The sequence below is a fragment of the Synergistaceae bacterium genome (genome assembly GCA_017540085.1).
Lineage (GTDB): Bacteria > Synergistota > Synergistia > Synergistales > Aminobacteriaceae > JAFUXM01.
Genome location: JAFYBQ010000020.1, coordinates 1 through 15540 on the forward strand (window position 1 = coordinate 1; position 15540 = coordinate 15540).

Genomic DNA, 15540 nt, shown 5'->3' on the forward strand with positions numbered 1-15540 from the left:
CATCTGTCAGGTGCGGCACTCTGTATTTTCCTGTTGATGTATCGAGTTCGGACACCCAGATTTCACGCGGCCATGCTACATTGTTCCCGCTGTAGTACACGCGTGTTGTATGCTCTTCGCCTATCCATTCTGTATATGAGTATCTGCTCTTATACATCATTCCGAGAGTCGTCATTCCTGACTCTTTGGCCGTAAGCCTCACTGTAACCGTGCTGTCTGTGCTTGAGATTACCGACATTGAGACTATATCAGGATTCCCGATGAGCGGAGTGATTTTGCCGTAATCACCGCTTACACTGAGAGTTACTGCGCGGGACTCGCCTTTCCTCATGGCAAGCGGCAAATCATGACTCGTAGCGTTCCATGTGCTTCTTGCGCTGTCGTAATAATCCGGTCTGTCAACTGGCCTAAAATTAAACCTGTAATTTACTCCGTCAAGCTCGTAGCTCACGCTTATCTCATTAATGAACACTTCGGGAAGATTCACCGCAATACTGCCCGTCCCCTTGTCGCTTGAGATTGTGCCGCGTGAATTGTAGACATTCAGCACAACATTTGACGGTGCTGTAACGGGATTGTCCTTTGAGTCTGTGAATGTCCATTCGAGCGTCCCGGCGTTGAGTCCCTCGCGGTGTAATGTGAGGTTAGGTAGAAGATTAGCCGCTTTCCTTGTGTCAAACTCCGGGATTTTTGCTCTGCCGTTCTTGATGAGGCCGGAAGGAAATTCCCATCTCACTGTCCGCCCTGGTTGGAGTAAATGCCAGCCCCTATTGTAGGAAAGCGTAACGTACAGCACCCCGCCGGAGGAATAAGAATTGCCGGACGGATACAGAGTATCGGACGCTTCTACAGTGTCATGTGAGACGACATCCCCCGAATCATTGTATATCGGGACATCGTACGACACGTAAAGGGTGCCTGTGAGATTGTCGCGTATATTGCTGTATTCGCTCCACGTCATAGGCTCTTTGCATTCAAGGAGTATTTCAGCACTGTCCTGAAATGAAACGCCGCTTTCGCCGTAATAGGGCTTGCCTTCAACTATGGGAATACGCGAGGAAGGAACAATGAATTTTGCGCTCAGTTCCCTTTGTGAGGAGGGCGCAATTTCCCCTGCCGTTGTCGTTGTCCTGTATGCTCTGTACCTGTTAAACGGGCTTGATGATTCAGAATACGGGAAAATAAGACTCAGGCTTGTGAGTCCGTCTTTGAGTCTCTTCACGCTGAATGAAACTCTGTCGGCTGAAGTGAATACAGTCGGATCCGCGCTGAGTATGTCCCTGTCCCAGATATATATCTCGCCGCTGTTTACGGTCATGGACGTGTCAACGCTGACTGTTTTGCCCGTCTCGATATTCTCCGGCACTCTGAAACGCGAATCATTTCCCTGAGACATCGGGGCGAAGACCCATATGTATACATTCCCGCCGTAGCTGTACTGAATAATGATGTATGAGCTGTAATAGTTGTTGTGATTCACAGTGCCGCTTGTGCCTGAAACGCTCTGCCCGTTCACGGTTATGTCTGTTACGCCGGAAGGGGTTACGGGCTTCATTGTTGAAGGGTTGACAAATGACCAGTCAAGAGAAGTTATCGTGTTAAGGTCATTGGAGGCGTGGTGAAGCTCGAAATACGGCGCAAAGGTCTCAAGCTGGAGGGCTGTCGTCCTGATATTGTCCCGTGAAAGAAGCGATGAAAGTTTCACCGAGGACACATTCATGTCCGGGCTGTCGGGGAATTCAAGCCAGATATTTATGTCGTTGGAATCATTGAGACTGAATGAAAAATTTCCGGGATATTCGGAATTATAGTAGCGGTCGCTGCTGTTTGTGGTGTAACTTATTCCGCTGTCAACAACGCTGTATTTTTCTCCCGTGTTGCTGTCAAGCCTCAGCATGTGAATATGATTCCGCGCCCCCTCGTCCACACCGATATAGCCGCCCGGCCCGGTGTAATACGTGTACTCTTGCACATCGCCGCTTGCGTCAATACGGCTCCCTATACGCTGAACAGCTCCCGTGAAACCTGCAAGGGCTGTTATCATTGTCACGTTATCCTGCGCTGAAGGGTAATACGGCCTGCCCTCAACATAGCACGCCTCTGTAGCGTGAGTGATGACCGGCTTCAAGCTCGTTGTTCCCTCGGTGATGTTCATGTCCCCGCTTGCGTCAGTAACATGAATTTCACGGTAATACGTATTTACATTGGGAATACTTATCTGCAGAACCGTCCGCCCCGGAGCTATTCCCGTCAGCAGAAACTCAAGCCGTGATTTGTCCTCAGTGTTACCGCTCCAGCCTTTTCCCTGAGTGAAGCTGACTAATTCCGCGTCAAGCACCGATGAATTTCCGACAGTCAGAACATTTGACGACATGAGGACATCTTCAGAGAGTTTATATCTTGAAGGTATCTTCACGGTTACGGACTCAGTATCCCCGGCCTTTAACGTGAAGGGCTGAAGATCAAGCGACAGTTTCCCCCAGTTTATGATGCTGTTGGGAATGGAGAATCTCCATGTGTAAGCCGTGTTGCCCTTGCCGTATGTTACAGTATATGTATCTGCGTAGTAAATGGAGGAGTAATCTGTGAAGCTGTGCCGGACAGGGTAAGGGCTGCTGAAATCCGAAACCGTTTCGCCGTTGACTGACACATAATCATAATCAACAGCTACAGGTGCTGCCCAGTCGCCCGACTTCACAAAATACACATCAAATTTCGTCCGCCCGGAATTATTCCCGCTCAGGGGCGTATACTTCACATAGGGAACAATATCATTCCTGCCGATTTTGACAGGGGCAATGCCTGAGACGCTCTTAATGTCCGCAGCTCCCGCGATAACATCCGGGGATGTGTAGAGGTTCCACATTACACGGCTTCTTGGGTAAAATCCCCCGTAGCGGACGAATGATGACCCGCTCGAACTTCCGCCGGGCGTAAGCTCGTAATGCATCCCGGCACCGTCCCCGCTTAACACCGTTACAGTGCCGACGGGAAGCGATGACCTATCCGCGTCTGGCTTGAGCATTCCGCCGAGACTCACACTATTAGCCACAAATGAATTTACCCCGGAATAGTCCGGCGTTCCCGATGCATTCAGCTTCACACTTCCGCTTGTTACGTAGTCGGTGAAAAGTCCGAAACTGCTGAAGGGGTTTACAGGAACTTCCGCGGCACTGGCAATGCCGACCGTGAAAATCATCACAGCCAACATCACGCATAAAAATAATTTACGCATGACAAAAACGTAACTCCTTTCAAAAATTTTTCTGTGAATAAAATGAATGATACTTTGATAAATATCGGCTGTCAATTCATTTTCTGTTATACTCTGTCCAATAAATTCTCTCAATACACAAGGAGGATATACGCTTGGACATTAAGACATTCTTCACAATCGCAGGAGGAGTCGCACTCTTCCTCTACGGTATCAAATTGCTGTCGTCAGCACTTCAATCACTCGCCGGGAATAAGCTCCGTCATCTTCTCGGCACTCTCACAAAAACACCCCTGCGCGGAATACTTGTCGGCATTGTCGTAACAGTCCTCATACAGTCATCATCAGGCACTACCGTTATGACGGTCTCATTCGTCAACACCGGGCTATTGTCGCTCAAGCAAGCTCTCGGACTCATCATGGGCGCGAATATCGGTACTACCGTTACAGCTCAGTTAATCGCGTTCAACATTGACACTCTCGCGCTTCCGCTTGTGGCATTCGGCGTGTTCATGTCGATGATGTTCAGCAGGAAACAGATGGGATACCTTGCAAGCGGCTTTATCGGAATGGGTCTTCTCTTCCTCGGAATGCAGACGATGAAATCAGCCTCCCACGTGGTCGCACAGTATAAAGACTTTCTGCTTTTCCTCAGCCAGAATCCCTTAAGCGGAGTCTTAGCGGGAATAGTCCTCACGGCCATGATACAGTCTTCAGCGGCGACAATCGGTCTCACAATCGCGGTGGCCTCGCAGGGGTTAATCACTCTTGACGCGGCACTGCCCATCATACTCGGCGACAACATAGGCACTACAGTTACGGCAATAATCGCCTCAATTAACACCTCTCGACCAGCGAAACAAGCCGCTATGGGACACGTTCTCTTCAACCTAATCGGGACAATGATATTCATTGCAATACTGCCATTCTACAAGCACATAGTAGCCGCGACAAGCTCAGACATAGGACGGCAGATCGCAAACGCTCACACAATATTCAACCTTCTGAACACAATATTATTCTTCCCGTTCATTTCCCTTCTCGCAAAACTCATTTCAACAATTATTCCCTTACGCCCTGAAGATAAGCCCGAAGATGTTATGTACCTCGACAAGAATTTAATCGGCATATCGTCAGCTTCAGCAGTTGAGGCCGTCAAAGATGAGCTTATGCACATGGGCAATATCATTCAGCGGATGTTCGCATTGCTCCGTGAAACGTTCTTTGAGTTCGACGAGGGAAAAATGGAGGAACGCCGAAAGAAATTCGACAGCCTAGAGGACTCCGTCAACAAAATCACCCGCGCTATTTCTGAATACTCGTCAGAAATTTGGCAGAGGGGTATATCTGATGACGTGTCTACCGTCTTAGGGTGCTACGTCAATGCCTCTCTTGACCTCGAAAGAATCGGAGACCGTGCGGAAAATCTCATAGAACGCTCCGACGTAATGAACCACTATCTGAGCGACGACGCTATAGAAGAGTTCCGCGACATGTACGAGACTACATCAAAGGCTATTGATTTGTCCCTGTCATCACTTCAGAGAGAAGACAGCGAGGAAGCATGGGAAGTAATCAGCGACATTGAGAAACGCATTGACGGCCAAGAGAAAGCATACCGAAAGAAGCACATTGACAGACTCAACCGCGGAGAATGCGACCCCGAAAAAGGCGTGAACTTCATCACACTGCTGTCAAACCTCGAAAGAATTGGCGACCACAGCAATAATATCGCCGGATATACCCTCGATATTCTCGCGCTTAATCGGAAGGCATGAAAAGGTTTCTCCTGATACTGTTTCTGATTGTGTGTGTGTGCGCGCACAACTATATATCATCCGTTGACGTAAGCCCGGAGAAAGTTACGACAATATACGGCTCTCCGGCTCTGTATGACGCTGACGGCAGATTGTTCCACGTGAAACTGTCGCCCACGTCTGAATGGCATATCCCCGTACCACTAAGCGACATGGGAAAATGGCTTCCCCTTGTGGCGGTTAATGCTGAGGACGGAAGATTTTACCGACACATAGGCGTTGACGTTATAGCACTGTGCCGGGCGGTGTGGCAGGACATTACGCGGATGGACACAGTATCAGGAGCTTCAACGATAACAGCGCAGTTAATCCGCCTGTCAGTCTCAGAAAGAGAACACAGAAAACGCAATCTCCTGACGAAATTACGGGAGTTTATCATGGCCGTGAAGATTGAGAGAGTACTCACAAAGCCGCAGATTTTAGAGTGCTATCTCAATCTCGCACCTTTCGGGGGAAATATCAGAGGGGTAGAGGCCGCCTCACGTATATATTTCGGGAAAACAGCCTCGCAGATTTCGCCGGGGGAAGCCTGCCTGCTAATCGGAATGCTGAAAGGCCCCGCGATATTCCGCCCCGACACTAAGCCAAAAGCGGCCATGATGAGACGAAACGAAATCATTTCCCTCATGGAGCGCAAGAAAGTTTTTACACATGACGAGGCAATACGGGCAGGGCTTGAGGAATTACCCCGCAGAAAATTCCCGCTGCCTTCACGGGCGTTTCACTTTGCGGAGCTGTTACTGTCGCAAAATCACGGGCTGACAGGGCGAATTAACACAACGCTGAACATTGAAATACAGTCAAAACTTGAGGCCGTAATCAAGCAGGCACTGAATGATGTCCCGTCAAACGTAACAATAGCAGCCGGAATTACGGACAATTCAACGGGCGGGATTATAGCGTGGTGCGGAAATGCGCGTTTCGGGTATAGCTCTGAGCCGTCATCATGGGTAGACTGCGGAAGGTCTGCGCGTTCGCCCGGTTCAACGTTAAAGCCGTTCGCGTACCTCTCAGCGATTGAGCAGGGAATATTAACGCCGTCAACATTGCTTGCTGATACATCCGGGGCGTTTTCGGGGCGTGCGCCGAGAAATTTTGACCTGACATACCGCGGGGCGGTTACGGCGCGGACTGCGCTTCATGAGTCGCTGAATGCTCCGGCGGTGAGGGTGCTGCGGCGTTCGGGGAAAGACAGAGTATTGACACTGCTTAGGATGTCGGGTTACAGGCACTTGACACAGGGCGCGGAGTTTTACGGCGATAGCCTGATACTCGGAGGGTGTGAAGTAACACTGCTCGAACAGCTAGAGGCGTATACGTTTCTTGCGTCAATGGGAGTTCACCGGGGCTTGAAGGTCTTGCGTGATGATGTTCGGACGGAGGAGCGTTTAGCGTCTAGGGCGGGTTGCTGGATTGTGGCTGACATTCTGAGATATGACGAAACATTTTCCGGCGGGAGAAAGCTCGCGCTGAAGACGGGAACAAGCTACGGCCTCCGCGATGCATGGGCATGTTCATGGCGGCCGGGCTATACTGTCTGCGTTTGGGCGGGAAACCCTGAAGGAGCGTCATGGCCGGGGTTAATCGGCGCAAGAATATCCGCACCGTTAGCCGTGAGAATACACCGCCTGCTGCCTAATTCCGAGTGGTACGTGAGACCGTCAGACGTAATCCCCCGCCGTGTTTGCTCAGTGTCAGGGAAACCGCCGACCGCTTTATGCCCGTCAGCAAAAATTGAGTGGGCTGTTGATGGAGTATCACACACAACACCGTGCGACATTCACGGGGTAAAGTCAGCCGCAAAATCTCTGCGTGAAGAAGCCGTGAAGCCCAATGCGTTTAACATAATATCGCCCATTCCGGGAGCGTCATACTTCAATGCGCCTCTTGACACAATGCGCCGTATACCGTTCAAAGCAGAAGGCACTGACGGAAAAATATACTGGTACTGCGACGGGGTTTATATCGGGATGAGCGCGGGAAAGTCAACGTTATTTCACGGGCTTGATGACGGCGAACACATCATAAGCGCACTTGACGAGACTGGCAGAACTTCAGCGGTTAATGTGAAAGTTTACACTCCGGGAAAAAGACAGCAGGGGGAAAAATTATTCTGAGCTATAATATTGCCTAATCCAACATATGAACCAAAATTCACAGAAAAAGGAAGGCAATACATGTCAAGAAACCAAACGCACAGGCGGCACAATGATGACCGCGAGAAACTATCCTTTATCCCTCTCGGCGGGCTTGGCGAAATCGGCAAAAATATGTACGTCCTAGAATATAATGATGAGATTATCGTCATTGACAGCGGATTGAAATTCCCAGACAGCGAGCTTCCCGGAATTGATTACATTGTCCCGGATATTTCGTATCTTGAGCATAACAGAGGGAAAATTCTTGCCATCATCATAACGCACGGCCATGAAGACCACGTTGGCGGACTTCCCTACGTCCTGCCCCGTCTCAATGTCCCACTTTACGGCACTCAATTAACGCTGGGACTTATCCGCAACAAATTGCAGGATGACCTTCCCACTTTCCGCCCCGACTTTCACGAGGTAAGAGCAGGCGATGTCATCAAAATTGGCTCGTTCACAGTAAGATTTATCGCCGTCGCTCACTCTATCCCGGATTGTGTTGCACTCAGCATTGAGACACCACTAGGCAGAATACTTCACACGGGAGATTTCAAGCTCGACAGCACACCAGTTGACGGACGCATTACAGATTACGGGGCATTCGCTGAGGAAGGCGACAAGGGCATAATGCTCCTCTGCTCCGACAGCACTAACGCAGAACGAAAAGGCTTCACACCCTCAGAGCGCATAATATCATCTACGCTTGATACCCTCTTCCGAACGTACCGAACGCGGCGCATAATAATATCATCATTCGCAAGCAACGTTCACAGAATACAGCAGGTCGCCGATGTCGCTTCACGCTTCAACCGTAAAATAGCCTTTCTCGGACGCAGCATGATACGTAATGCAGAGCTTGCACGGGATACTGGCTATCTCAAAATCGACAGCAAGATTATCATTCAGGTTGAAGAGCTGTGGAAGTACTCGGACAATCAGCTTGTTGTTGTTACGACTGGGAGCCAGGGGGAGCCGTTTTCAGGTCTCGTTACTATGAGCAGGGGCGAAAATAGGTCTATAGAGCTTGGAGAACATGATGTAGTGTTCCTGCTTGCCTCTGTAATTCCGGGAAATGAGAAACTCGTCAACAACACTATCAACCGCCTATTCGCACAGGGATGTGAAGTAGTCTACGAGAAAGACAGAAATATTCACGTCTCAGGCCATGCCTCAAGCGAGGAGCTGAAAATCATGCTCAACCTTACACGGCCTCAGTATTTCATTCCTGTTCACGGGGAATATAAACACATGGTAAGGCACTCGCAGTTAGCGCAGGAAGTCGGAATACCTCAGCGCAATATCTTCCTCATGACAAACGGCGATATTCTCACCTTCACCCGCAATGCTCCCCCGAAAAAACACGGCCATGTTCAGGCAGGCGCGGTGATTGTTGACGGGAACGCCGCAGGAAGCATTAAGTCAGAAGTCCTCAAAGAACGCCGCGAAATCTCAGAAGACGGAGTTATAGCCGTAGCAGTAGCAGTTGACGAACGCGGGAAATTGCTCGCACCTCCCGCAATCGAAACACAGGGCGTATTCATCTCGGAGGGCAGCCGCGACATCTTCAATGAGCTTTACGCCGTAACAGAACAGGCAGTGCAGGAATTAGCCGACACTCGCAGACGGGTTAATCCTGACGCACTAAGGAACACCGTGAAAACAAGAGTGCGCGATGTTCTCAGGAAGCGTAATTCGTCATTCGCCGTAGTAATGCCGATAGTCTCAGTGAAAGACCGAGACAATAACAATATTTTCGAGAAGGAGTTTTTCTAGCATGATACATACAATCATACTCGGAGCAGTTCAGGGATTATGCGAGTTCCTGCCCGTAAGCAGTTCGGGACATCTTGCACTGTTTCAGATATTCATGGGATTTAGTGAGAATATGCTGACGTTCGACATACTGCTTCATTTCGCGACGTTACTGGCGGTTGTCCTGTATTTCTGGCGCGACATATGGCAGATATTATGCGACTGGTTCGGCGGATGGATAACATCAAAGAGGCGTTCAGGATGGGCATACGGCTGGGCGGTGATTATTGCGTCATTCATCACGGCGGTAATCGGTATCGGCCTAAAGTCAACAGCAGAGAAATTTTCGGAGAATATTATTCTCGTCGGTGCAGGCGAAATCTTCACGGGTATCATTCTCGTGTTAATCCCCGTATTGTCATCGTCCCGGAAAAATTCATCCCTCCTGAAGACGGCTATATTTGTCGGATTGGCGCAGGGGATTGCTGTGTTGCCCGGCGTGTCGCGTTCGGGAATGTCCATCGCTATGGGTCTTTTCATGGGATTGGGAATGAGCGAGGCTTTCCGCTTCTCCTTCCTCATATCAATTCCGGCGGTGCTTGGTGCTACATTGCTTGAGTGCGTGAAGTTCGTGAAGACTGACGGAAATATATTCCTCCCTGATGGCTATATGATTGCGGCGGCTGTTGCGTTCGTGCTGGGCTTTCTGTCGCTCGTGCTAATGCGGAGAATAGTGAAGGCGCGTAATTGGGCGTGGTTCGGCGTGTACTGCCTCATTGTCGGAATTGGAGTAATACTGCTGTCATGAATATAATCCTCGCTTCAGGAAGTCCGAGACGTAAATCACTCCTCGAAAGTTTAGGGCTGAAGTTCACAGTCTACCGCCCTGACGTAAACGAGGAATATATACCCCGTGAAGAGCCGTCCGAATACTGCATGAGGCTCGCAGGGCTGAAGGCTAATGCAGGGGCTGATGTCTTCCCGGATGATGTCATTATCGCGGCTGACACAATAGTAGTCGTTGACGGCGAAATTCTCGGAAAACCTCACGGACGCGCAGACGCTGAGAGAATGCTCCGGCTCCTTTCGGGGCGTGAACATGAAGTAATCACCGGGCTTGCTGTAATTCGGCGTGAATGCCTCAATGTCGCTGATGTTCATACGCTGGTGAAATTCCGGGCAATGTCTGACGCTGAAATAGCCGCCTATCTCAATACCCCTGAGCCTTACGACAAGGCAGGAGCTTATGCCGTGCAGGGGCTTGGCGCACTGTTCATTGAGGGCATAAATGGCGATTTCTATAACGTTGTCGGTCTGCCTCTATGCACTCTCGGACGAATGCTTCAGCCTCATATAAACCTTCTCCCGAATAGGCCAGCCTAATATTTCACGGGTGTAACGCACTACATCTTCACACGCGCCGGGACTATCTGCTCCCATTCGTTTGCGGCCAGTCCCGGCCATGAAGTTATACAGCTCCGTATCATCAAGAACTCTCAGCGCACAATACGCCATCGCTCCCGCTGTATTCTCCGTGAGGATTTCAGCGTTCCCAAGAAGTTTTTTCTGAACACGCTTGCCCTTGTCATCAGGTGCGATTACAGGTATACCCATTCCAGCGCATAACTGATTAGCCGTTCCGCCCATGCCCAAGAGAATTTTCACTCCGCCTGAAGCTCGCGCTATGTCGTCAGAGGTCAGAGAGATTACTATTCCGCCCTTCGTCAGCGTATCGCCTTCATGTCTCCATCCGCATATCTCGCAGGAGGCAAAAAATTTCACGTAATCCAGCGTCGGAGCTAGCACCATCCTGAAATCTTTATGCCCGTGCCTGTGTAATATCTCTGTCGCTCCGAGAAGTATTGCGGCGTTCTTGCCCGCTGATTTACGGCTCCCAGGCAGTAACAGTATCACTTTCCCCGAACGCGCAACATTTCCGTCAAGCAAATCCATTATGGGATTACCCGAATATACAGCCCGTTCACCTATCTGCGCGGCTGTAGGCTCGTCCCGCGTCCACGTTCGCAGCGTGAAATTGCGTATCATCATTCTCTCCGTCCGCCAATGTCCCGAAATATATACCGTCTTCGCCGTCGCGACAAACATAGGACGCAGACCGCTCCCGAATAAAGTATGCACAAGAAGGTAAACATCTCCCACACACACGGGAGGAAGTATCTTGAGTGAGTTTGAGACTTTACGCCAATCACGGAGCTGTTCGCGAACCTGCCCAAGCAAACCCGCACGAATATCATTCCACAGCTCACGCAGAGAGTACTTCAATATTCCGGCTGACGGCGTTACGGACTTTGCTGACACTACATCAATTCCCGCCTTCCTGAATGCGCTTCCGCTGCCGACTAGGGGGAACGCTGACACTTTCGCATGAGGATATGCACTCTTCATCTTACGCGCCATCACTGAGGCTATCGCGTCTTCACCGTAACCGTTTGAGGCTATCACTATTTCAGGACGCATTATTTCAGCAAGACGGGCGAAAAATTCTGCGGGATTGTGCATCGTTACTTTCACTTTCGGGACAGCCAGAGGGAGCGCAAATTCTGTGCGTGAAATCCCATCCATGTTGGCGAGGTCTTTTTCCGTGCAGGCTATGTACTCTGCGTGAGTTTTCACGGCTTGGGCGTTTATGCTCCGTATGTCGTCATGCGTGTATCGGTGATGGTCTCGGTATGACATGCTTCCCGAAACATTACAGCCCCTCTCTGCAAGCGAACGCGTGAACGTCTCAGGGCTTCCAGTCGCAGAAAACGCAAATACTTCCGCACCTTCCGCAGGCTCTGTGAACTCCCAGCCGTCAGCAGAAAGATCCGACATGAATATATTTCCAGGACTGATATACTTTGAGACCGCATAATACGCCGCGTTAAGCTGTGAGGGTGAAGCCATTGACGACTTTGTGATGACTGCAATATTCGCACGGCGGAGAGCTGATACTTTCTCACGCATAATCCCCGCTGGTGTGAGTTTCCCGTTCCCAAATGGACATAGAGCATCTACCAAAACTATATCACAGTCCCGGCTTAATGCTCTGTGCTGAAATGCGTCATCGGCGATTACAATCTCGATTCCTAATTCACACAGGGAAATCACGCCGTCAATCCTTCTTTTTGAGACTGCTACAGGCACTCTCGGAAGTTTACGCGAAATCATTATAGCCTCGTCGCCCGTAATGTCAAGCTCACCTTTTCCCCCTAGTATTATCGTTACGTCCTGCGCTTTTCCCATGTAGCCCCGTGTTACTATTCCAGGCTTTATCCCGCAGGATAGCGCGTACTGTGCTAGCATTAGCGTGAAAGGTGTCTTGTTCGTTCCGCCGTATGTCAGATTTCCCACGCTTATCACCGGGACAGGCGGAACATCAGAGCGGGTTAGACCGTGCGAATGAAGAAAGTCCGTCCCGGCCATGATGATACCAGTAATCCACGAACATGGCGTGAGTATAGCGTCAAGCGGAAGGCTGTAACGTTTCCCCTCCGCGTAATCTATGTAGTATCTATACATTCCCGTAAAGCTCGGCATACAATCCCCCCGATGATAATAACTGTGCGTGCGTCCCAGCCTCTATAAATCTTCCATCCCTCAATACGTATATCATATCCGCGTTCTTTATCGTGCTTAACCTGTGAGCTATGATGATTGAGGTACGCCCCTTCATCGCCTGATTTAGTGCTTTCTGCACGGCGTATTCTGACGCTGTATCAAGTGAGCTTGTCGCCTCGTCTAGTATCAGTATTCGCGGATTTCGTATCACCGCACGGGCTATCGCTATACGCTGTCGCTGTCCACCTGATAGCGTTACACCCCTTTCACCCACAAGCGTATTGTACCCCTCCGGCAACGTCTCTATGAATGCGCTTATGTCAGCAATCTCCGCCGCATGTCTCACCTTGTCCATGTCAATGTCATCTAGGCCGTATGCTATGTTGAACGCTATACTTCCTCGCATTAATATACACTCCTGCGGAACTATCCCGATTTGTCGCCGTAAGTCCTTCAGGCCGAAATCGTTAATGTTATGGCCGTCAATGAGTATCTCACCTGATGATGGCTCGTAGAAACGCGGTATTAGGTCGGCAATTGTAGATTTCCCGCTTCCTGTCGGGCCGACTATCGCTATTTTTCCCCCTGCGGAAACATTAAGGCTTATTCCATGCAATATTTCTTGCGTGCCGTAGCTGAATGAAACATTGCGGAATGTTACATTTCCCGTAATAAGTGTGTCGGTCTGCCTGTTTTTGTCATCCTCCGTCGGTGCAGATAATATCGCCTGTATCCTTTCGGCGGAAGCTATCCCCGTCTGTATGTAGCTCATCTGATTCATGACGCTTCGGACTGGCTGCACCATGAATGCTATATATCCCGTGAATGATACTAGCTCACCGGGCGTAAGCTCTCCGCCGATTACGCTCATTCCTCCAACCCGAAACACTACAGCCAATGCCGCTATCAGGAATACTTCTATCACTCCCGCTAATATCCCCTGTATGCTGACGGCCTTTAGGAGTGCGTCGTAATTCCCACGCCCAGCCTGACGGAAACGCTCTAGCTCCGCTTCCTCGTTCGCAAATGAACGCACTACCCGAACAGCCGAAAATGCCTCCTGCGCCGTCGCTGTGATGTCCGCTAAATGCTCCTGCACATTATGACCCGCCGAACGCAACTTTTTCCCCGCGTATGACAGCAGCATTCCCACAAACGGCAGGACTATCACAATCAGAGACGTTAATCGCCAATTGATATAGATGATAAATATAAACATTCCCACAAATGTAATCAGGTTAAACATCATATCAATAAATGTTGACGTTACTATATTTTGCAGGGTTGACGCGTCGCCCGTAATTCGGCTCATCAAATCTCCCGTTCTTGAGGCGTAAATAGCTCCCAGCTTCATCCGTAACATATGCCCGTATAGCTCGTTGCGAATGTCCATCACCGCACCTTGCCCCGCTTGGTTCATGTAGTAACGCTGAAGATACATCGTTACAGCCTTCGCACCGAATATCACGCAGACACATACACATATCACATTCAGCATAAATATATTCCGCGAGATTAATACATCGTCAACAACATACTTAAACAGATACGGCGGAATAACATTTAGCCCAGACGATAACAGCATGAATATTACTGCAAGAAATATCTTCAGCCTGTACGGTTTGGCGTAATGATATAGGAATTTTATTGAGGCTGACGGCATTATGTCTCCTCCGTTCCTGCCGCAATGTCCGCTATACGCGAGGCCGCTCCTCTTTCGCCGGACATCAACAGTAGCTCGCGCTTGACGGATGATAGTTTGTCCGCGTCAGAAAGTTCCGCCCTCACTGTCTCAGCAATTACTGACGGGGAAATGTCGCCGAATAATTCCGTGAGTATGTTACGCTGAAATGTCCTGTTCGGGAGAGATATATAGCCGTTCCACTTCCTGACAGTATGCATTAAGGCTTGACGGCGGATTATGTTTCCGAGAAATGGAAGACCTGTGAGAAAACCTGCCGCACCTGAGACGGGAATGTATCGCAGGAACTTCTCAGGCACAACGACTAAACCGGGCAACCCAGTGTGCATCATCTCGAAATTGTTGGTGCCGGGCTGTGTTACAGCGTAATCAGCATTCCTCATGGCGATACCCGCTCCGGCTTTTACGGGGTTCAGTCCCTCTTTGCGCCATATCGACATCTCGCTTTCAGGCATAAATTGCGGGAACAATGAACGGAAACGCATTCCGGGTATTAGGCGGGTCAGAGTGTCGCGCAACTCACAGAGCCATGATATTACCGCCGAACGTATACGCGGACGGCTTCCGGGCAGGAATAGTATTCGGGGCTGTGAGGCATCCTTCTGCCAGTCCCATGTACCTGCGCCGGATGGCGTGAAGTCCATGCTCACAGCGTCCTTCACGAGGTCGCCGACGGCTGTAACTTCAGGGAAATTCACCTGCTGAGGGTAGGCGGTTACGTGCCTCGCGCCGGGAATGATTTTGCGGTGGCGGTAACTGTAGACCGTCAAAGGCGCATGGGATGACTTGGCCATGTGTGCGCCGAATGATATATCCCCTCCGAGCTGAATTATAGTGTCGGTGTTCTCGCGGGAAATATCGCGCCATGTTCCGGCAAAGGAAAACGGGCCTTCTAGTTTGTCCACACCCAATAGGGAGGCCGCTTCACGCTCTAGACCGGACGAAAATGGACACGGAAGTAGCCATAGTGATATAGTGTGTCCGCGCCGCCGCAGTTCTGATGACAGAGGTCGCGCCCAGTCCCATAGCTCGCCGGGGCCGTTTGTGAGAATTGTTACGCGCAAAAGTTTTCACCGTCCTGAATGTTGTTTGATTAGACTATAATAACTCATGACACAAAAACTTCACACTGAATATTTACCTTTTTGTGCAAGAAGGCTACCACGATATAATATCTCCATGACAAATGAAGAGAGATTGGCGAAAAATATAAGAATACGAGAACGAAGTAAAGAGACAAAACAAAAACGTAAGTCTCAGATTTGTCGTGTATTTCGTGTCAAAATAGACTTCTCTCATCTTAAGGAAGCCCAAAGAGTTCGACTGAAAATGCTCTTTGTCGAGGCTAAA

The 15540-nt window shown here is 49.9% G+C and carries 9 protein-coding genes; 5 read left to right on the plus strand and 4 right to left on the minus strand.

Going from position 1 to position 15540, the window contains the following annotated elements:
• The coding region (locus IKQ95_03675) for a hypothetical protein (protein ID MBR4195794.1) at positions 1-3235 on the minus strand (3235 nt) is incomplete at its 3' end.
• Between the two features lie 134 nt (positions 3236-3369).
• Between IKQ95_03675 and IKQ95_03680 the strand changes: the two genes are divergently transcribed.
• The 5 genes from IKQ95_03680 to maf are packed head-to-tail and all read left to right on the plus strand — an operon-like array spanning position 3370 to position 10310.
• Positions 3370-4992 (plus strand): Na/Pi cotransporter family protein, encoded by a 1623-nt coding sequence (locus tag IKQ95_03680; protein ID MBR4195795.1) that lies wholly within the window; start codon positions 3370-3372, stop codon positions 4990-4992.
• Complete coding sequence (gene pbpC, locus IKQ95_03685; GenBank protein ID MBR4195796.1) at positions 4989-7148, plus strand: penicillin-binding protein 1C; 2160 nt, start codon at positions 4989-4991, stop codon at positions 7146-7148. Before IKQ95_03680 ends, pbpC begins: the two co-directional genes overlap by 4 nt.
• A gap of 60 nt (positions 7149-7208) precedes the next feature.
• Entirely contained in the window at positions 7209-8948 is a 1740-nt protein-coding gene (locus tag IKQ95_03690; protein ID MBR4195797.1) for a ribonuclease J, read from the plus strand.
• Positions 8949-8952: 4 nt separating this feature from the next.
• The gene (locus IKQ95_03695) at positions 8953-9735 is read left to right on the plus strand and encodes an undecaprenyl-diphosphate phosphatase (protein ID MBR4195798.1); all 783 of its coding nucleotides are present in this window, start codon (positions 8953-8955) and stop codon (positions 9733-9735) included.
• A complete protein-coding gene (gene maf, locus IKQ95_03700) occupies positions 9732-10310 on the plus strand; it encodes a septum formation inhibitor Maf (protein ID MBR4195799.1) in 579 nt (192 codons plus the stop codon). Before IKQ95_03695 ends, maf begins: the two co-directional genes overlap by 4 nt.
• Here the strand turns inward: maf and lpxK are convergent.
• The 3 genes from lpxK to IKQ95_03715 are packed head-to-tail and all read right to left on the minus strand — an operon-like array spanning position 10248 to position 15254.
• Entirely contained in the window at positions 10248-12467 is a 2220-nt protein-coding gene (gene lpxK / locus IKQ95_03705) for a tetraacyldisaccharide 4'-kinase (GenBank protein ID MBR4195800.1), read from the minus strand. The genes maf and lpxK overlap by 63 nt on opposite strands.
• Complete coding sequence (locus tag IKQ95_03710; protein MBR4195801.1) at positions 12442-14151, minus strand: ABC transporter ATP-binding protein; 1710 nt, start codon at positions 14149-14151, stop codon at positions 12442-12444. The genes lpxK and IKQ95_03710 overlap by 26 nt, the downstream gene beginning before the upstream one ends.
• Positions 14151-15254 (minus strand): hypothetical protein, encoded by a 1104-nt coding sequence (locus tag IKQ95_03715; protein MBR4195802.1) that lies wholly within the window; start codon positions 15252-15254, stop codon positions 14151-14153. The genes IKQ95_03710 and IKQ95_03715 overlap by 1 nt, the downstream gene beginning before the upstream one ends.
• Between the last annotated feature and the right edge of the window lie 286 nt (positions 15255-15540).

Excerpts from the sequence above, each read along its gene's own strand:
- IKQ95_03690 (MBR4195797.1), top strand. The coding sequence starts at position 7,209 with ATGTCAAGAAACCAAACGCACAGGCGGCACAATGATGACCGCGAGAAA.
- IKQ95_03710 (MBR4195801.1), bottom strand. The coding sequence starts at position 14,151 with ATGCCGTCAGCCTCAATAAAATTCCTATATCATTACGCCAAACCGTAC.
- maf (MBR4195799.1), top strand. The coding sequence starts at position 9,732 with ATGAATATAATCCTCGCTTCAGGAAGTCCGAGACGTAAATCACTCCTC.
- lpxK (MBR4195800.1), bottom strand. The coding sequence starts at position 12,467 with ATGCCGAGCTTTACGGGAATGTATAGATACTACATAGATTACGCGGAG.
- pbpC (MBR4195796.1), top strand. The coding sequence starts at position 4,989 with ATGAAAAGGTTTCTCCTGATACTGTTTCTGATTGTGTGTGTGTGCGCG.